Source organism: Laedolimicola intestinihominis (assembly GCF_040096155.1).
In the GTDB taxonomy this organism is placed as follows: Bacteria; Bacillota; Clostridia; order Lachnospirales; family Lachnospiraceae; genus Laedolimicola; species Laedolimicola intestinihominis.
Map to the genome: position 1 here is coordinate 53,680 of NZ_JBBMFE010000001.1, position 19,182 is coordinate 72,861.

Genomic DNA, 19,182 nt, shown 5'->3' on the forward strand with positions numbered 1-19,182 from the left:
AACAGAGATAAAAAGCTGCAGACGGGAGCGGAAAAGCTCCCGTCTTTTCACTTTTTCGCCACAATCTGTCATTTGACAAGGCCTTACAATACGATTATAATGAGATCGATATTGTGAGGATAAGGGATTTTATAAACCACAAGATATATGGAGGATAAAAGCATGAAGAAGAGATACACAGGAGTTCTGGCTGCGCTGGCAGCGGGCGTCCTGATTTTCAGTACAGGCATCACCGGCGAGGCGGCCCGGACCGGAACCATTACCACGGACGGATCCCGCGTTCGCGCCACAGCCGACGCGGAGGGCCAGAAGGTGTGCTCCCTGCCTATCGATACGATGGTAGACATTACCGATGAAGCCGAGAGCGGCGGCAAGACCTGGTATCAGATCAGCTTTACGCTGGATGGCGCTCAGAAGACAGGCTGGATTCGTTCGGACCTGCTGTCTGTATCGGAGACCGAGGATCCGGCGGAGGAGCAGCCCGCGGAGAGTGAGGAGCAGCCGGAGGAAAGCGATGGCGGTGAGACCGGAAGCATTTCCGCAGGAGCTTATACCATTCAGGAGCCTGCCGAGGCGTATACGGGCGCGGATTCCATGGAGCAGACCAGCGTCAGCGTGGGGGATCAGACTTACACGGCATATCAGAGTACGGCCACGGATCAGCTCTATCTGGTCTGGGCGGCAAAGGAAGACGGCAGCACCGGCTGGTACTGGTACGATCCGTCTGAGGAGACCTTCCAGCAGGATCTGGGACAGTTTAGCCAGCAGGGTCTGGTGACTTCTCTGCAAAATGAGCTGACTACCCTGAAATCCACCACAGCGAAAAGCCTGCAGCAGCGCCTGTACATTATGATTGGCCTGGGCGTTTTGAGTGTCATTCTTCTGATTCTGACCATCGTATTCGCGGTAAAGAGCCGCAATGCGGGTTACGAATACGAGGATGATGACAATGAGGACGACGGCGACATTTCCGATGACAGTGAGGAGCAGGACGAGGAAGAGGACGACGAGTTCGAAGAGGATGAGAAGCCGAAGAAGCGCCGTGGTCTCTTTGGACGCAGAAAGCGCGATGAGGAAGAAGACGACGACGAGGATGACTTCGATGATTTCGTAGAGGATGTAAAGAAAAAGCGTTCTGAGAAGTCGAAAAAATGGGCGGATGAGGACGAGGATTACAGCGGTGAGAGTGCTTACGACGATACCGTGTACGACAAGGCAGCCTATGACGAGGAGGATCTGAGCCTGACGGCCAATCTGCCGAAGATTGATCTGAGCGCCCTGGACGAGGCGGTGGAAGAGCCGAAGAAGACGGAGAAACCGAAGGCCGAAGAACCGAAAGCAGAAGAGCCGACAGACGCGGACGACGATCTGGACATCGAAATCCTGGATCTGGACGATCTGAATTTATAATGAAATGACAGAAGAAAAGAAGGCGGGGCGCGAAAACCCCGCCTGACTTTGCAGTTACGATAGCAGACAGAAGGAAGTGATAAAATATGTTTGAAAATTATACGGACAAAGCGGCCCATGTGCTGAAGCAGGCGAAAAAGGTGTCCGCAGAGTGCGGACAGAGCTATGTGGGAACGGAGCATATCCTGATTGCGCTGCTCCGGGAAGACTCCTGCGCGGCGGCAGAGCTTCTGGCAGAGCGAAAAGTAGAGGAAAGCACAGTGCAGGAGCTGATAAGAGAGCTTATTTCCCCGGAGGGCGGCGTGGCCCTGGGGGAGCGCAGCGGCTTTACGCCACGGGCGGAAAAGGTGCTTTATGATGCGGAGCAGGAGGCAGCCCGGTTCCACGAGGAGAAGACCGGAACCGAGCACATCCTGATTGCCATGCTCAAAGACGTGGAATGCGCGGCCAGCCGTCTTCTGAACACCATGGAGGTCAATGTGAAGGAGCTGTACTCCGCCCTTCTGGATTCCATGGGAAGAACCGGCCAGATATATCGGGAGGAAGCGGCCCGCAGCGCCAGGATGCAGGGAAGAGGAACGCCGACCCTGCATCAGTATACGAGGGATCTGACCTTTCTGGCCTTCGAGCATAAGCTGGAGCCCTGTGTAGGACGGGATCAGGAGATCAGCCGTCTGATTCAGACCTTAAGCCGTAAAACCAAGAACAACCCCTGTCTCATCGGTGAGCCGGGCGTGGGCAAGACCGCCATTGTAGAAGGACTGGCCCAGCGGATTGTGGATGGAGCCGTACCGGATTCCGTGCGGGGCAAGCGGCTTCTGACCCTGGATCTCTCCGGTATGGTGGCAGGCACCAAGTACCGGGGTGAGTTCGAGGAGCGTATTAAAAATGTCATGGACGAGGTGCGGGGCGCAGGGGATATCCTGCTCTTTATCGACGAGCTGCACACGCTGATCGGCGCAGGCGGCGCGGAAGGAGCCATGGACGCAGCCAACATCCTGAAACCGGCGTTGTCCCGGGGAGAGCTTCAGATCATCGGCGCAACCACCGTAGAGGAGTACCGCAAGCACATTGAGAAGGACGCGGCCCTGGAGCGCAGGTTCCAGCCCATTACCGTGGAGGAGCCCACTGAGGAAGAAACCATCGAGATTCTGAAGGGCATCCGGAAGAGCTATGAGAAGCATCATCAGGTGACCATTACCGACGCGGCCCTGGAGGCGGCAGCGAAGCTGTCCAAGCGCTATATCAGCGATCGGTTCCTGCCGGATAAAGCCATTGATCTGATGGATGAGGCAGCAGCCAGAGTACGGCTTGGGGATACCCGGACAATGGAGGCGACGGCAGAGCTGGAGCGGGAGAGCGACGAGCTGCTGGCGGAGATCGAGAAGGCTATCCGGGAGCAGGATTTTGTCCGGGCAGCGGAGCTTCGAACCGAACGTCTGACCCTGGAAGAAAGGCTGAAAAAAGAGCATGCCAGGATGAAGCGTGTCCGCAGCCGCAAGGCCCTGACCGTCGGCGAAAATGAGATCGCCCAGATTGTGGCGGACTGGACGAAGATTCCGGTCAACAGGCTTACTGAGACGGAGACTCAACGTTTACAGAAACTGGAAAAAATATTACACAAGCGCGTTATTGCGCAGGAGGAAGCAGTTACGGCGGTAGCAAAGGCAGTGCGGAGAGGCCGGGTAGGCTTACAGGATCCTAACCGGCCCATTGGATCCTTTTTATTCCTGGGCCCCACCGGCGTGGGCAAGACGGAGCTTTCCAAGGCTCTGGCGGAAGTATTATTTGGCCGGGAAGAGGCCATGATCCGAGTGGACATGTCCGAATATATGGAGAAGCACAGCGTCTCCAAGCTCATCGGAGCGCCTCCCGGATATGTGGGCCACGACGACGGCGGCCAGCTGTCCGAGAAGGTACGCAGGAATCCCTACACGGTGATTTTGTTCGATGAGATTGAGAAAGCACACCCGGATGTGTTCAATATTCTTCTGCAGGTGTTGGACGATGGCCGGATTACCGATTCCCAGGGACGGACCGTGGACTTTAAGAATACGGTTATCATCATGACCTCCAACGCGGGCGCCGGATCCATCATTTCCCCGAAGCGGCTGGGCTTTGCGGCGAAGGATGATGAAAAGCAAAATTATGAGGCGATGAAGAACAGCGTCATGGAAGAGGTGCGCCGGATGTTTAAGCCGGAATTCCTGAACCGTATTGATGAGATTATCGTATTCCATGCCCTGAATAAGGAGCAGATGAAGGAAATCGTGTCGATTCTGTTCAAAGACCTGATTAAGCGCTGCAAGAACCAGATGGGTATCTCACTGAAGGTGCGTGACAGTGTCAAAGGCCATATCGTGGACACGGCCTACGATGTGAAATACGGTGCGCGTCCCTTAAAGCGGGCCATCCAGACCAGGGTGGAGGATCCGTTGGCTGACGAGATCCTGTCCGGACATGTAAAGCAGGGCGATGACGTCGTGGTGACCATGCGCAAAGGTGTGATTGCGTTTACTGTACACACATCATAATTCCGCGAGGTATATTCCTGTACACTTTGTGTACGGGAATAAAAATTACTCTGGAAATGCGAAGCGGAATCGTATATAATCATGTATATCAAAAACGGCGCCGCATCGGGCGACCGGGAGATAAGATTAAACATAAGATCCACTAGGAGGACAAAAGAGATGGCAGCAGTAAAAGAATTGATCCGTGCAGAGGCAGACGGAAGTATCAGCTTTGGAGACTACGAGCTGGCTTCCAAGACAAAGAAGCAGGATTTTGAATATCAGGGAGATTTGTATAAGGTTAAAACCTTCCGTGAGATTACCAAGCTGGAGCGCAACGACCTGTTCGTATACGAATCCGTACCGGGAACCGCTGTAGAGCATTTTAAAGTAACTGCGGACAGCGTGGAATTTCAGGTTGAAGGACCGGAAGACGCGCAGATTACCCTGGGGATGGAGGATGACACCGAGTACCTGACCGTTGTAGACGGCGTCAGCGCAGGAGCCATTACCACAGGCCTGGGCGGCAAGCTGGTCTTAAGCGTAGAGCTGGGCGGCAAGGCTGCTGTCACAGTAGAGATTAAGAAGGCATAAGAACATGATTCAGGAGTGAACATGGCAAAGGGAAAGACCTCTACGGTATTCTTCTGCCAGAGCTGCGGATATGAGTCACCCAAATGGATGGGGCAGTGTCCGGGCTGTCGGGAATGGAATACCTTTGTAGAAGAAACGGTAGAAAAGAAAAGTGCCGCGAAGGCACATGAGAGAAGGGCAGCCGGTGGTCCGGTCTGCCTTTCTTCGATTGAGACGAAGGATGAGGAAAGGGTAACCACCCAGATGCAGGAGCTTGATCGGGTGCTGGGCGGCGGTATCGTGCCTGGTTCTCTGGTTCTGGTGGGCGGCGATCCCGGCATCGGAAAGTCCACCCTGCTCTTGCAGGTGTGCCAGAAGCTGGCGGATGACGGGCATGAGGTGCTGTATATATCCGGTGAGGAGTCGCTGAAGCAGATTAAGCTTCGGGCAGAACGCATCGGGCAGTTTTCCGATAAGCTCCGGCTGTTCTGCGAGACGAATCTGGAGCTAATCGGCGATACTATCCGAAGCAGCAAGCCAGAGGTGGTCATCATTGACTCCATTCAGACCATGTATAATGAGGACGTGAGCTCTGCCCCGGGCAGTGTGTCCCAGGTACGGGAGTCCACGTCAGTGCTGATGCAGCTGGCCAAGGGCTTGGGCATTTCCATTTTCATCGTGGGCCATGTGACCAAGGAAGGTACGGTGGCGGGTCCCCGTGTGCTGGAGCATATGGTGGATACGGTGCTGTACTTCGAGGGCGACCGGCATGCATCCTATCGAATCCTGCGGGCTGTGAAGAACCGTTTCGGATCGACCAATGAGATCGGCGTCTTTGAAATGCGGGAGACGGGCCTGACGGAAGTTGAGAACCCTTCTCAGTTTATGCTGAATGGTCGCCCCGAGGAGGCGTCCGGTTCTATTGTGGCCTGCTCCATGGAGGGCACGCGGCCCATCCTGCTGGAGATTCAGGCCCTGGTGGCCCGAAGTCAGCTGGCCATGCCGCGGCGTACCGCCGCCGGTATGGATTACAACCGGGTGAGTCTGTTGCTGGCGGTGCTGGAGAAGCGGCTGAATCTCCATCTCTCCGGCAGCGACGTCTATGTGAATATCGCAGGCGGCATCCGCATCAATGAGCCCGCCATCGATCTGGGCGTGGTGCTGGCTATCGTATCCAGCAGCCGGGACCGGGCCATTGATGAGAAAGTCCTTGCCTTCGGCGAGGTGGGCCTAAGCGGCGAGGTCCGCGCTGTCAGCCAGGCCGCCCAGCGGGTCCAGGAAGCGAAGAAGCTGGGCTTCACCACCGTTATTTTGCCGGAGGTCTGCCGGGAGCAGATCGGTGAAGTGAAGGGTGTGCGGCTCATCGGTGTCCGCAGCGTCGGGGACGCGGTGCAGGCGATTTCGTAAGGAAAAAAGATTTCAGTTTCTCAGAGATTTCATTTCCAATAGCATTCTAAGAGCGAAAATGAAATTGGGAGGATTCCCTTTACTGGGAGACAGAGGAACGAAAAAACCGGAAGAATAAAAATAGCAGAAAAAAACCTGCAGGACATGAAGTCCGGCAGGTTTTTTTATTCATGGAAATATTAAAGGTATTTTGGGTAATTGAAAATTAAGCTATTTTTTCTTTTACAATCAATATTGCACGAGAATTTAACAAACTGGAAGTTATCGATATACATTCTTCTGTCATAGATGTATAAAGATTTTGCACGGTTTTTTTCATAAAACCTATTCTGCTTTTCAACTTCTGTGATATAATACTTTATTATAAAAATTTCCATGGACAATAATGAGGTGAACCAAGTGAAAAAGAAAACACTTGTGCCTCTTATCACTTTTTTACTGGGCATATGCCTTATTAGTTTGATTGTATACAAAACAGACACCCACGAAAAAGAGCAGAGACACATAACAGCACAATTAAACGTAGCCACCTATGGCGAACGAATAAAGAATGAAATTACAAATGGAATTGAGATCACAAATACCTTGAAGCAAATCTTAATAAGTGAAGATGGCGAAATCCATCAGTTTGAAACAATTGCAGGAAATCTTATGTCTGATTCTATTGAAAGTGTACAGCTCGCTCCTAATGGTGTTGTTACAGATATTTATCCGGATAATGGAAATGAGGCAGGTAAAATTGATCTGATCCATGATAAAGACCGCGGAAAAATTTCCTGTTACGCAAGAGACAACCATACAATCATTACGCAGGGCCCCTTCAAATTAAAACAGGGAGAATATGGAATTGCAGTCCGCAATCCCATATACCTGAAAGATAAAAACGGACATGAGTATTTCTGGGGATTTACTATTGTTATCCTGCGTGTTCCGGATATTTTTTCAGATTCAATCAGTGCACTTTCAAATTTTGGATATGAATACAAAATTTCAAAAACAGACGCTCCATGGAGTGATACTTATAAAGTGATTTATCAATCAGATGGGCAAATAAATCATCCTGTTTCTTATACATTTACAATAGGAGATGAAAACTGGAAATTTGAAATAACTCCTAAAAGTGGATGGAGAAATGCCACACTACTGATAATCATCATCGGAATGTTTCTTACAATAAGCCTTCTCCTGTCAGTTCTTACCAGAGTATGGTTAGTAGCAAGTGAACATAAGAAAAAGTTTCAGATACTGGCACGCACAGATTCTCTTACAAATATTTATAACCGCTACGGATTTGATGAATTTGCAGAAAAAATGATTCAAAAAAATCCAAATGCACATTTTGTGGCCGCGCTCTTTGATATCGATGATTTCAAGTTTATTAATGATATCTATGGACATAATTACGGAGACAGGGCATTAAAAAATCTTGCAGACAGCATGAAGGCTTTTTTCCCATCCGATGCATTACTAGGAAGAAATGGTGGTGATGAATTCTGCATTCTTTTACCAAATTGTACCGTTAAAGAAGCAGAAGTACAGCTGCAGCAATTCACCAAACTTCCTAAATCATTCTCATACCATGGTAAGGAACATGCATTTTATATTTCTCTAGGATATGCAGAATATCCAACTTTTGCATCCAATTGTTCACAGCTCATGCGCTGCGCAGATGCAGCTCTTTATGAGATAAAGCTTCATGGTAAAAATGGATGTATGGTCTACAGGAAAGGTCTTCGGTCAGGTGCCCGCAAACAACTTGGATTCGCATTCAAGGATATCGCTGAACATCTTCCAGGTGCATTCATCATATACAGAGCTGACAAAGAAGATGATGAACTAATTTTTGCAAATGATGAATTTCTTCATATGTCCGGATATAAAGATATAGATGAACTGTTCAGACTTACCGAGAAAAGTTTTCGCAATTTGATTCGTGAAGATGAACAGCAACAGATAGAATCAAGTATCTGGGAACAGATTGACAGCGGCAATGAAAATGACTATATTCACTTTCATCTTCGAAAAGCTGACGGAACTTATTTTTCTGTTCTTGATCATGGAAGAATTGTAGAGAGCCCGCAATACGGGAAAGTATTTTACGTATTGTTCATGGATTGGGAAGATATGCATATTCGTTACAATGATAAATTTGCAAGATAAAATATTGCAAAAAACAGAGTGTATGATCTATTTTCATATAATGTTTCCATTTTTTGTAATATTCTTTTTTGACATAAGTGTAAATCCTCCTAAATTGAACTGTGGTTGACACTTAGTGAATGTTATTTCTGAATCTGCGGATAGCAAAAGGCTGGTCATAAAGGGAGCTTGCCGATGCTTTGCAGCTTCTGGGACTGGACTTGGACAAGAATGCCATCCAGAGGATAGAAGCCCGAAAACGCTTCATAACCGATATAGAGCTGTCCTACTTTGCGAAAGTCTTTAACGTGGACTATCAAGAACTGCTGAAAATGCCAATAGAGTAGAAATTTCCCCGGGAAGAGAAAATTCCCGGGGATTCTTTATGGAGCTGGAAAGGCGTTCTCCTTTCCTGAATTTTGCTGTTGAGAGCAGATAACGGGAATCGAACCCGCCTCCCCAGCTTGGGAAGCTGGTGTTCTACCGATGAACTATATCTGCGGAAAACAGGCGTTAAGCAGAAAGGCTTTCACCTGTTGTTTTTAATTAAATCAAGCCATTTCTTTATGATATGTCTATACTACCACTTTCATACCCGAAATGCAAATAGTATTCTCCCGAAAACTAAGAAAAACCGCCCGGATGCCGGGCGGCTTTTCTTTTCTTATGAGGGGGGAGATAGTGATGTCTTAATCAACTATCTGACGTTTATTATAAGCAGGAAATGTGTTCAAAGTATGTCCAGATTCTAAAAGAATGATAAAAAAAGGACGGATTTCCTTATGAAAATCTTAACAGAAACGAAAATCAACCGTAAGGATTGGAAATGGAAGGCAGGATATGATATAATAGCGCAAGATGTAAAAGTGTACTCTGCCGCAAAGCGAGGCGGCGGGTAAAGAAGAAGAACCGGCGGCATGGCCGGGCAGGAGGTATCGAGATGGCAGAAATGCGGACATTGGAGAATGCATATCTTGTAGTAGAAGTGAATGACGCGGGGGCTGAGCTTTCCCGCGTGTATGATAAGAAGAAGGAGAGGGAGGTTCTGTGGAACGCGGACCCGGAGTATTGGGGACGGCACGCGCCGATTCTCTTCCCCTTCGTGGGCAAGCTGAACGGCGGAGTCTATCATTATGAAGGAAATGAATATACCATGAGCGCCCACGGTTTTGCCCGGGACAGCGAATTCGAATGCGTGGAGCGAAGCGCCATGGCTGTAACACACCGCCTGGTATCCACCGGGGATACGAAGAAAAATTACCCGTTTGACTTCGAGCTTCTGGTAACCCACAGACTTACAGAGAATCATATCAGCGTAGAGTGGACCGTGAAAAACACCGATACCAAGACCCTGTACTATTCCATCGGCGGCCATCCGGCCTTCAACGTGGATTCCGTCATGGGTTGCCGTCTGATATTTGAGGGTATGGACAAATTATCCTGCACCGGTATTGATCTGCCCACCGGAACCGCGGATGCGGAGCATCCGGCGACGCTGGCGTTGACAGATCATGTATACACAGTTGGTGAGCATACCTTTGACGCCGACACCATGGTTTTCGATGAGGGCCAGGTAAAGAAGGTAAGCCTTCAGGAGGCGGACGGCACCAAGCGCGTCACCCTCATCTGCCCGGACGCGAAGCACGTAGGAATCTGGTCCCCGGTACAGAAAAATGCCCCGTTTATCTGCCTGGAGCCCTGGCTGGGCCGTTGCGATAACAAGGGCTTTACCGGCGAATTGAAGGATAAGTATGGCGAGCAGAGCCTGGAGGCAGGTAAGAGCTTCCGGACCGCGTACGAGATTGTGGTTGAAAAATAACGCATCTATTAGAATTGAGATTATTATCAGAACCATAAAACATAGAAGTTAAAAAATAAAATCATTGGCACAAATAATTTTAAATGGTTTGAATAGAAAATGAAAAGGAAACAAAATCATTGGCATAAATGATTTTGAATGGTTTTAGTATAAGGAGGCAGCATATGAGAGCAGCACGCGAATTACTGAAAGATCTGAAATACGAAGTCCTGAGCGGCAGCATCGACGTCAACGTCAGCGAGCTTGTATACAATACCAGAAAAGTAAAGAAGGAGTGCATGTTCGTCTGCATCAAGGGCGCCACCTTCGATAGTCATGATGTGGCAGGCGAAGCGGCAAAAAACGGCGCGGTGGTTATCGTGGCTGAACATCCGGTGGACGTACCGGCAGGCACAGCCGTAGTTCTGGTGGAGGACACCCGGTACGCCCTGGCCCTGATTTCCGCGGCCTACTTCGGATATCCCGCGAAGAAGCTGAAGGTCATCGGCATCACCGGCACCAAGGGCAAGACTACCACCACCTTCATGATCCGTTCCATACTGGAGCACGCTGGGATAAGCACCGGCCTCATCGGAACCATCGAGGTCATCATCGGCGACAAGCACATCCCGGCCCACAACACCACGCCGGAATCCTACGAGGTGCAGGAATATTTCGCCCAGATGGTGGCGGCAGGCTGCAAGGTTGCGGTTATGGAAGTCTCCTCTCAGGGCCTGAAGCTTCACCGCACCGCAGGCATCCGGTTCGACATCGGCATCTTTACGAATCTGGCTCCCGACCACATCGGGGAAAATGAGCATGCCAGCTTTGAGGAATACATGGAGTGCAAGAGCCGCCTGTTCCGCCAGTGCGATATCGGTATCGTAAATGCGGATGACGAGCACTGCAGCGATATCCTGAAGGGTCACACCTGTAAGGTGGAAACCTATGGCTTTTCCGAAAAGGCGGATCTTCGGGCATCCGATTTGAAGCTGGTGAATCGTCCGGGCTTTTTGGGCGTAGACTATCACGTATCAGGTCTTCTGAATTTCGATGTGGAAATCGATATGCCGGGCCGCTTCAGTGTATACAATTCCCTGGTAGCTATCGCAGTCTGCCGTCATTTTGACATTCCGAAGGAGGATATGCTGGCAGCTCTCGAAGTGGTACAGACCAAGGGACGTATCGAGAAGGTGAAGGTCTCCGACGACTTTACCCTGATGATCGACTATGCCCACAATGCTATGAGCCTGGAAAGTCTGCTGACCACCTTGAAGGAATATAATCCGAAGCGTCTGGTCTGCCTGTTCGGATGCGGCGGCAACCGCTCCAAGCTGCGCCGCTATGAGATGGGAGAGGTGTCCGGCAATCTGGCGGATCTGACCGTCATCACCTCCGATAATCCCCGTTTCGAGGAACCCCAGGCCATCATCGACGATATCAAGACCGGTATTGCCAAGACCAGTGGAAAATATGTGGAAATCATTGACCGGAAAGAAGCCATCCGCTACGTGATTGAGAACGGCCGGCCCGGCGACGTCATCGTCCTGGCCGGGAAGGGCCACGAGGACTATCAGGAAATCTGCGGAGTCAAGCATCCCATGGATGAGCGGGTGCTTATCGCGGAGGTTCTGGAGGAGTTAGGTAGAAAGTGAAATTTGCCAATATCATTGTAGATATTTCCCTGGAAAAACTGGACCGGACCTTCCAGTACCGGGTTCCCGAAGAACTGCAGGGTATCCTGAAGGAAGGTATGCAGGTTCGGATCCCCTTCGGAAACGGGGGGCGGACCCTGACCGGTTACGTGCTGGAGCTGACTGATACCTGTGAATGGGATGAGAAGAAATTGAAGCCCATCCTGGGACTGGCGGAAAAGGGCATCCGGCTGGAGGGCCAGCTCATCGCTCTGGCGGCCTGGATGCGCCGCACTTACGGCTCCACCATGAATCAGGCATTAAAAACAGTGCTTCCGGTGAAAAAAAGCGTGCAGGAAAAAATTTCCAGAAAAGTGCGGCTAGCGGTGACGAGAGAAGAGGCGGAGGCGGCGCTTGCGGAGATGGAGCGAAAGCACCAGACCGCCCGGGTCCGGATCATAAAAGCCTTGCTGGAGCAAACCGTGCAGGACATGGACTACGCGGCAGCCCAGAAGGAGCTTGGTCTGACCGCCGCCACCGCGCGGAAGCTGATGGAGCTTGGCCTCATCCGCATCGAATCCGACACCATTTTCCGTAACCCGGTTCGACCATCTGAGGTACAGGCACATCCCTTCACCCTCTACCCGGCCCAGCAGGCCATCGTGGAGGATGTGGCGGCGCGCGCGGCAGCAGGCGACCTGCGGCCTTCTCTGATTCACGGCGTCACCGGCAGCGGAAAAACCGAGGTCTATATGGAGCTGATTGCGGCGGTGCTGGAGCAGGGAAAAGAGGCCGTCGTGTTGATTCCCGAGATTGCGCTGACCTTTCAGACGGTGCTGCGGTTTTACCGGCGCTTCGGCGACCAGGTGTCGATTATCCATTCGAAGCTGTCCGCCGGGGAGCGTTACGACCAGTTCGAGCGGGCCAGACGGGGCGAGGTGAAAGTCATGATAGGTCCCCGTTCCGCCCTGTTTACACCATTTCCCAGGCTGGGCGTCATCGTCATCGACGAGGAGCATGAGGGCAGCTACAAGAGTGAAAATGCCCCCCGCTACCACGCCAGGGAGGCGGCCATCGAGCGTGCCCGCATGTGCGGAGCCTTTGTGGTGCTGGGCTCGGCGACCCCGTCGGTAGATTCCTATGAACGTACAAAAGAGGGCCTTTACCGGCTTTATGAATTGCCGCTCCGGGTGGAAAACCGTGCCATGCCAGAGACCGAGGTGGTGGATCTCCGGGAAGAGCTTCGCATGGGAAACCGCTCCATCTTCAGCGCCCGGTTAAAGGAGCTTATGGAAGATCGGCTGCGAAAGGGCGAGCAGATCATGCTTTTCCTGAACCGGCGGGGCTATGCGGGCTTTGTTTCTTGCAGAGCTTGCGGACATGTGATAAAATGTCCACATTGCGATGTGTCTTTATCCCTGCACCATGGGGGCAGGATGGTTTGTCATTACTGCGGATATCAGACAGTCCAGCCGAAGAAATGTCCTTCCTGCGGATCGGCCTACATCGGGGCTTTCCGGGCAGGCACCCAGCAGGTGGCGGAGGCTGCCGCGAAGACATTTCCGGGAGCGCGGATTCTGCGGATGGATTTCGATACCACGAGACAGAAAGGCGGCTATGAGCGGATTCTGGAAGCATTTTCAAAGAAGCAGGCCGATATTCTGGTGGGTACCCAGATGATTGTAAAGGGACACGATTTTCCGGGAGTAACCCTGGTGGGTGCGCTGGCGGCGGATCTGTCGCTGTACGCAGGCGACTACCGGGCGGCGGAGCGCACCTTTCAGCTGCTGGTGCAGGCGGCGGGACGGGCAGGCAGAGGCACTACGCCCGGAACGGCAGTAATTCAGACCTACAGTCCCGATCACTACAGCATTGAGACGGCGGCAGATCAGGATTACAAAGCGTTTTTTGAAAAGGAAATGGCATTCCGGCGGATGATGAACTATCCCCCGGCGGCACATCTGATGGCGCTTTACCTCATGTCGGAGGACGAGGAAGCCCTGAACCGGGGCGCGGTGCGGCTGAAGGCACTGGCTATGTCCCATACCCGGCAGGAAATCGCTCTTATCGGCCCTTCAGACGCAGGTCTGTCTAAGCTGAAGGACGTCTATCGCAAGGTGCTGTATCTGAAATGCACGGAAATGAATTATTTGACAGAATGGAAGGGATGGTTGGAAGCAGTGCTTCCGAAGGAGAAGCAGCTTTCCACCTTCAATATACAGTTTGATATGGATCCCGTGAATCCTTTTTAAGGGGAAACCACTGTTCACAGTTACTGTACCGCGAAGCGTGTTACTGTGAACGAAGTGAACGGTAACGGGAGAGAAAGGAAGGAAACAAAAAATGGCAATCAGAAATATCAGAGAGCTGGGAGACGACATTCTCCGCAAAAACTGCCGCGAGGTCAAAGAGATGACTCCGAAGATTCAGGAGCTCATCGATGACATGTACGATACCATGTACGAAGCTATGGGCGTGGGCCTGGCTGCTCCGCAGGTTGGTATCTTAAAGAGAATCGTGGTGATCGACACGGACGGAACGCCCTATACCATGATCAATCCGCGTATCCTGGAGACTGCGGGCGAGCAGGAGGGCAGCGAGGGGTGCTTAAGCGTACCGGGTAAGGCCGGTATGGTACGTCGCCCGAATTATGTAAAAGCGGAAGCCTACAATGAGAATATGGAGCGCTATGAGGTGGAGGCCGAAGGACTGCTGGCACGTGCCATCTGTCATGAGCTGGATCACCTGGACGGTAAGCTGTATGTGGATCTGGTGGAAGGCGATCTCTACGATGTAGAGACCGGCGATGATGACGAGGAGTAAATACGTATGAAAATCATTTTTATGGGAACCCCGGATTTTTCCGTGGGGACACTGGAAGCGCTGATTGCGGCGGGACATGAGATTACCCTGGTGGTATCTCAGCCGGATAAACCAAAGGGACGCGGTCATGAGCTGCAGCCCACGCCGGTGAAGGAGGCGGCCCTGAAGCACGGTCTGCCGGTCTATCAGCCGAAGAAGGTGCGGGATCCGGAAGTGATCGGGAAGCTTCGTGAGACGGAGGCCGATGTGATCGTAGTCATCGCCTTTGGTCAGATTATCCCGAAGGCCATTCTGGAGATGAAGCAGTACGGCTGTATCAACGTCCATGCTTCCCTGCTTCCCAAATACCGGGGCGCGGCCCCGATTCAGTGGGCGGTTATCGACGGCGAGAAGGAGAGCGGCGTGACCATCATGCAGATGGACGAGGGACTGGATACCGGCGATATGCTTCTGAAGGGAAGTCTGGAGCTTGCGGCGGACGAGACGGGCGGCAGCCTTTTTGACCGTCTGAGTACACTTGGCGCGAATCTCTGCGCGGAAGCGCTGGAGAAGCTGCCAAAGGGTGAATTAAAGCCGGAGAAACAGGGGGAGAGCCCGACGGAATACGCGCGGATGCTGACCAAGGACATGGGTAATTTGAATTGGAATGAGAGCGCGGAGAAGCTGGAACGGCTGATCCGGGGCTTGAATCCGTGGCCCAGCGCTTATACAAAGCTTGGAGACAAGACCCTGAAAATCTGGTCTGCGCGGGTCTGTGAGAGAGCAGTTGAAAATGCTGCCTGTGGGGAGATCATAAGAGTGACGAAAGAAACTGTCTGTGTGGCCTGTGGCGAAGGAGCACTGGAGATTACAGAGCTTCAGCTTCAGGGTAAGAAACGGATGGATACGGGAGCCTTCTTGCGGGGTTATCACCTGGAGCCGGGCACAAGGCTTGGTTAGGTAAAGAAACCCCTCATTGGGATTCCGGTCTGCCCCGGCAAGGGCAGATGAGTGAAAGGAGTGTTACAGTATGCCTTATGGATATGGCTATGGTTATTATTTTGATCCCACTTATATTTTAGTACTGATTGGCGTGGTGATTTCCCTGTGGGCTTCGGCCAAGGTGAAAACCACCTATTCCAAATACAGCCGGGTACGCAGTATGTCCGGCCTGACCGGAGCGCAGGTGGCAGACCAGATTCTGCGGGCCAATGGCATCTACGATGTGCGTATCGAGCATGTCAGCGGCGAACTGACCGATCATTACGATCCGAAGAACCGGGTATTACGTCTGTCGGATGTGGTGTATAATTCCACTTCCGTAGCGGCTCTCGGCGTAGCAGCCCACGAGTGCGGCCATGCGGTGCAGGACGATAAGGATTATTTTCCCCTTCGCTTCCGCAATGCGTTGGTGCCGGTGGCAAATTTCGGAACCCAGGCGGCCTGGCCGATTATCATCATCGGACTGATTTTCGGAAGCAGTTCATTTCTCGTTAATCTGGGAATTCTGCTGTTCTCCCTGGGCGTACTGTTCCAGCTGGTGACCCTGCCGGTGGAGTTCGACGCGTCCCATCGGGCGATCCAGATTCTGGGAAATACAGGAATCTTATACGGAGATGAGATTCGGGATACCAGGAAGGTCTTAAGCGCGGCGGCCATGACCTACGTGGCGGCTGCAGCGGCTTCTATCCTGTCTCTGTTACGTCTCCTGATACTCTTTGGAGGAAGAAGAAATCGTGACTAAAGGAACGGATATCCGTGAGCTGGCTCTGGGGATTCTGCTGGAGGTATCTGCAGGCGAGGAGTACAGCCACATTGCGCTTCGGAATGTACTGGATAAATACCAGTATCTGGAAAAGCAGGAGCGCGCCTTTTTAACCCGCCTGGTGGAGGGAACTCTCGAGCGGCGGATTGAGCTGGATTACATCATCGATCAGTTTTCCAGTGTAAAAGTAAGGAAACAAAAACCGGTCATCCGGGAGCTTCTTCGGATGTCGGTCTATCAGCTTAAATATATGGACAGTGTGCCGGATTCCGCCGTGTGCAACGAAGCGGTGAAGCTGGCCCAGAAAAAGGGCTTTCGACAGCTGAAGGGCTTTGTAAACGGCGTTTTACGGAACATTGCCCGAAATCTTTCAACGGTAAAGCTGCCGCCGGAAAAAGAACCGGTGCGTTACCTGTCTGTGCGTTATTCCATGCCGGAATGGATGGTAAAGGAGTGGCTTACAAGCTACGGACGGGAGCAGACGGAAGCTATGCTGGCAGCTTTTTATGAAAAAGAGCCGCTGACGATCCGTGTCAACCGGAACCGGATCAGTCCGGCAGATCTGAAGGTCCGGCTGGAAGCCCGGGGTATCCATATGCGGCCGGCGCCCTACATCGACGGTGCGCTGCAGATGGACGGCTTCGATTATCTGGGCGGCCTCGATGAATTCCGTGAGGGACTGTTCCAGGTCCAGGACGTAAGCTCCATGCTGGCAGTAGAAATCGCGGGCGTAAAAGCGGGAGATCACTGCATCGACGTATGCGCGGCCCCCGGCGGCAAGAGCCTGTATCTGGCGGAAAAGGCCGGAGAGACGGGCGGCGTGGACGCAAGAGACTTGACGGACTACAAGGCGGAAATGATTCGGGATAACGCGGAACGGTTAGGCGTGACAAATGTAACAGTGTCCGTGAAGGACGCCTGTGTATATGATGAGGCCTCAAAGGAAAAAGCAGATGTACTGCTGGCGGATCTGCCCTGCTCGGGTTTGGGCGTTCTGTCAAAAAAGACAGACATCAAGTACCGCATGAGTAAGGAACAGCAGCAGGAATTACAGGAGCTTCAGCGGAAGATCTTAAGCACCGCAGAGGCTTACGTGAAGCCCGGCGGAACCCTTGTATACAGCACCTGTACCATCAACCGGGGCGAAAACGAGGAAAACGTCCGCTGGTTTCTGTCCCATTTTCCATACGAGGCGGTATCCCTGGACGACTGCCTGCCGGAGAAGCTTCGGAGCGAAACCACGAAGCAGGGATACCTACAGCTGCTTCCGGGAGTCCATCAGTGCGATGGCTTTTTCATTGCGAAATTCAGAAGGAAAATTGGAAAATAAATATGGAACAGAGAGATATCAAATCCCTGACTCTGGAGGAGCTGAAGGGTGAGCTTCAGGCACACGGGGAAAAAGCTTTCCGGGCGGGTCAGCTCTATAACTGGATGCATGGAAAGCTTGCTTCCGGCTTTGACGAGATGAGCAACCTCTCCAAAAGCTTACGGGAGCTTCTGAAAAACGAATATGAATACACCAATCTGGAGATTGTAGAGGTACAGCGATCCCGGCTGGACGGAACATGCAAATACCTGTTTCGCCTCGCTGACGGCAATGTGATCGAGAGTGTCCTGATGCGCTATCATCACGGCAATTCTGTCTGCATCTCTTCTCAGGTGGGCTGCCGTATGGGCTGTCGCTTCTGCGCCTCCACCATTGGCGGCGTGGTGCGCTCCTTAAAGCCCTCGGAAATGCTGGATCAGATTTACCGGATCCAGAAGGACAGCGGCGAGCGCGTCTCCAATGTGGTGGTCATGGGAACCGGCGAACCGCTGGATAATTACGATAACCTGCTTCGTTTTATCCGGCTTTTGACGGATGAAAACGGACTGAATATCAGCCAGCGGAATCTGACAGTCTCCACCTGTGGTATCGTGCCGCGGATCCGGCAGCTGGCGGATGAGAATCTGGCGATTACCCTGGCACTGTCGCTTCATGCAGTGACACAGGAAAAGCGTGCGGAACTGATGCCCATTGCCAATAAGTATCCGCTGTCGGAGGTATTGGATGCCTGCGCGTATTATCATCAGAAAACCGGGCGTCGGATGACCTTCGAGTACAGCCTGGTAGGCGGTGTGAACGATCACCCGGAGGACGCGAGGCGTCTTGCGGCTCTGGCGAAACCCATTCACAGTCATATAAACCTGATTCCTGTAAATCCGGTGACAGAGCGGAGCTTTGTGCAGCCGAAAAAAGAGGTCATCGGTAATTTCAAAAAGGAACTTGAAAAATACGGGATAAATGTTACTATTAGAAGAGAAATGGGCCGCGATATCGACGGCGCCTGCGGACAGCTGCGCAGACGTTATCTGAAAAGCGGAGAACCCGGAGAGGAGGGATCAGATGCTGAAAGCCTGGGGCATGAAGGACATCGGGAAATGCCGTGAGATCAATCAGGACTATATTTCCGTATCGGAAGAGCCCATCGGAAACCTTCCGAACCTGTTTCTGGTAGCGGACGGCATGGGCGGCCACAAAGCTGGCGATCTGGCCTCTGAATATACGGTGGCGAAGGTACAGGAAGCGGTGTCCAAGAGTATGCAGACCATTCCCTATCAGATTCTGAAGGGCGCGTTCCAATATGCGAACCAGAAGCTTTTGGAGAAGGCGGGGGAGTCGGACAGCTACACGGGCATGGGAACCACGCTGGTGGCGGCGACAGTGAAGAACGACGCGGTCTACGTGGTAAATGTGGGCGACAGCCGCCTGTATAAGATCGGCGATAAGATCGAACAGATCACAGAGGATCATTCCCTGGTAGAAGAAATGGTCCGCATGGGAGAGATTTCAAAGGAACAGGCACGAAATCATCCCGACAAAAATATTATTACGAAAGCAATGGGCGTGTCGGACACGGTGGAGCCGGATTATTTCGACACAGATCTTCAAAAGGGCGAATGCCTTCTGATGTGCTCGGACGGTTTGACAAACATGGTCAGCGACCGGCAGATCAAAGAGATCGTGGAGCTGCGCACGGATCTGGAATCCTGTGCGAAGGAGCTTATAAGAGCAGCCAACCAGAACGGCGGAAGAGATAACATTGCTGTCGTATTAATAGAGCGTGTATAACGCGGATAGGATGATGAGGTGAAATT

General features: G+C 52.0%; 15 protein-coding genes and 1 tRNA gene. 15 read left to right on the top strand and 1 reads right to left on the bottom strand.

The window, feature by feature from the left end; translation table 11 throughout:
* Window positions 1–162: 162 nt before the first annotated feature.
* The 6 genes from WMO29_RS00225 to WMO29_RS00250 all read left to right on the top strand — a co-directional run bounded on the left by WMO29_RS00225 (window position 163) and on the right by WMO29_RS00250 (window position 8,389).
* Window positions 163–1,410 (top strand): hypothetical protein, encoded by a 1,248-nt coding sequence (locus tag WMO29_RS00225; RefSeq protein WP_349163267.1) that lies wholly within the window; start codon window positions 163–165, stop codon window positions 1,408–1,410.
* 86 nt (window positions 1,411–1,496) lie between these two features.
* Window positions 1,497–3,944, top strand: a complete 2,448-nt coding sequence (locus WMO29_RS00230; RefSeq protein WP_178038419.1) for an AAA family ATPase — start codon at window positions 1,497–1,499, stop codon at window positions 3,942–3,944.
* A gap of 159 nt (window positions 3,945–4,103) precedes the next feature.
* Entirely contained in the window at window positions 4,104–4,517 is a 414-nt protein-coding gene (locus tag WMO29_RS00235) for an endosialidase (RefSeq protein ID WP_178038418.1), read from the top strand.
* A gap of 21 nt (window positions 4,518–4,538) precedes the next feature.
* Window positions 4,539–5,903 carry a DNA repair protein RadA gene (gene radA, locus WMO29_RS00240; protein ID WP_178038417.1) on the top strand — a complete coding sequence of 455 codons (1,365 nt, stop codon included), beginning with the start codon at window positions 4,539–4,541 and terminating at the stop codon, window positions 5,901–5,903.
* A 399-nt stretch (window positions 5,904–6,302) separates the two neighbouring features.
* The gene (locus WMO29_RS00245) at window positions 6,303–8,063 is read left to right on the top strand and encodes a diguanylate cyclase domain-containing protein (protein ID WP_349163268.1); all 1,761 of its coding nucleotides are present in this window, start codon (window positions 6,303–6,305) and stop codon (window positions 8,061–8,063) included.
* 179 nt (window positions 8,064–8,242) lie between these two features.
* Window positions 8,243–8,389 carry a hypothetical protein gene (locus WMO29_RS00250; RefSeq protein ID WP_349163269.1) on the top strand — a complete coding sequence of 49 codons (147 nt, stop codon included), beginning with the start codon at window positions 8,243–8,245 and terminating at the stop codon, window positions 8,387–8,389.
* Between the two features lie 83 nt (window positions 8,390–8,472).
* Here the strand turns inward: WMO29_RS00250 and WMO29_RS00255 are convergent.
* Window positions 8,473–8,543 (bottom strand) — tRNA-Gly (locus tag WMO29_RS00255).
* 439 nt (window positions 8,544–8,982) lie between these two features.
* Between WMO29_RS00255 and WMO29_RS00260 the strand changes: the two genes are divergently transcribed.
* From WMO29_RS00260 to WMO29_RS00300, 9 genes are all read left to right on the top strand, one after another.
* Complete coding sequence (locus WMO29_RS00260; protein WP_349163270.1) at window positions 8,983–9,861, top strand: aldose 1-epimerase family protein; 879 nt, start codon at window positions 8,983–8,985, stop codon at window positions 9,859–9,861.
* A 164-nt stretch (window positions 9,862–10,025) separates the two neighbouring features.
* Entirely contained in the window at window positions 10,026–11,495 is a 1,470-nt protein-coding gene (locus WMO29_RS00265) for a UDP-N-acetylmuramoyl-L-alanyl-D-glutamate--2,6-diaminopimelate ligase (protein WP_178039889.1), read from the top strand.
* Window positions 11,492–13,726: a replication restart helicase PriA gene (gene priA / locus WMO29_RS00270; protein ID WP_349163271.1), complete on the top strand. Its 2,235-nt coding sequence runs from the start codon at window positions 11,492–11,494 to the stop codon at window positions 13,724–13,726. Before WMO29_RS00265 ends, priA begins: the two co-directional genes overlap by 4 nt.
* A 91-nt stretch (window positions 13,727–13,817) precedes the next feature.
* A complete protein-coding gene (gene def, locus WMO29_RS00275) occupies window positions 13,818–14,297 on the top strand; it encodes a peptide deformylase (protein ID WP_178039891.1) in 480 nt (159 codons plus the stop codon).
* Window positions 14,298–14,303: 6 nt separating this feature from the next.
* A complete protein-coding gene (fmt, locus tag WMO29_RS00280) occupies window positions 14,304–15,236 on the top strand; it encodes a methionyl-tRNA formyltransferase (RefSeq protein ID WP_178039892.1) in 933 nt (310 codons plus the stop codon).
* Window positions 15,237–15,306: 70 nt separating this feature from the next.
* Complete coding sequence (locus tag WMO29_RS00285) at window positions 15,307–16,020, top strand: zinc metallopeptidase (RefSeq protein ID WP_178039893.1); 714 nt, start codon at window positions 15,307–15,309, stop codon at window positions 16,018–16,020.
* Window positions 16,013–17,371 carry a 16S rRNA (cytosine(967)-C(5))-methyltransferase RsmB gene (gene rsmB / locus WMO29_RS00290; protein ID WP_349163272.1) on the top strand — a complete coding sequence of 453 codons (1,359 nt, stop codon included), beginning with the start codon at window positions 16,013–16,015 and terminating at the stop codon, window positions 17,369–17,371. The genes WMO29_RS00285 and rsmB overlap by 8 nt, the downstream gene beginning before the upstream one ends.
* Window positions 17,372–17,373: 2 nt before the next feature.
* Window positions 17,374–18,474 (top strand): dual-specificity RNA methyltransferase RlmN, encoded by a 1,101-nt coding sequence (gene rlmN, locus WMO29_RS00295; protein WP_178039895.1) that lies wholly within the window; start codon window positions 17,374–17,376, stop codon window positions 18,472–18,474.
* The gene (locus tag WMO29_RS00300; RefSeq protein WP_349163273.1) at window positions 18,431–19,156 is read left to right on the top strand and encodes a Stp1/IreP family PP2C-type Ser/Thr phosphatase; all 726 of its coding nucleotides are present in this window, start codon (window positions 18,431–18,433) and stop codon (window positions 19,154–19,156) included. The genes rlmN and WMO29_RS00300 overlap by 44 nt, the downstream gene beginning before the upstream one ends.
* The last annotated feature ends 26 nt before the right edge of the window (window positions 19,157–19,182 follow it).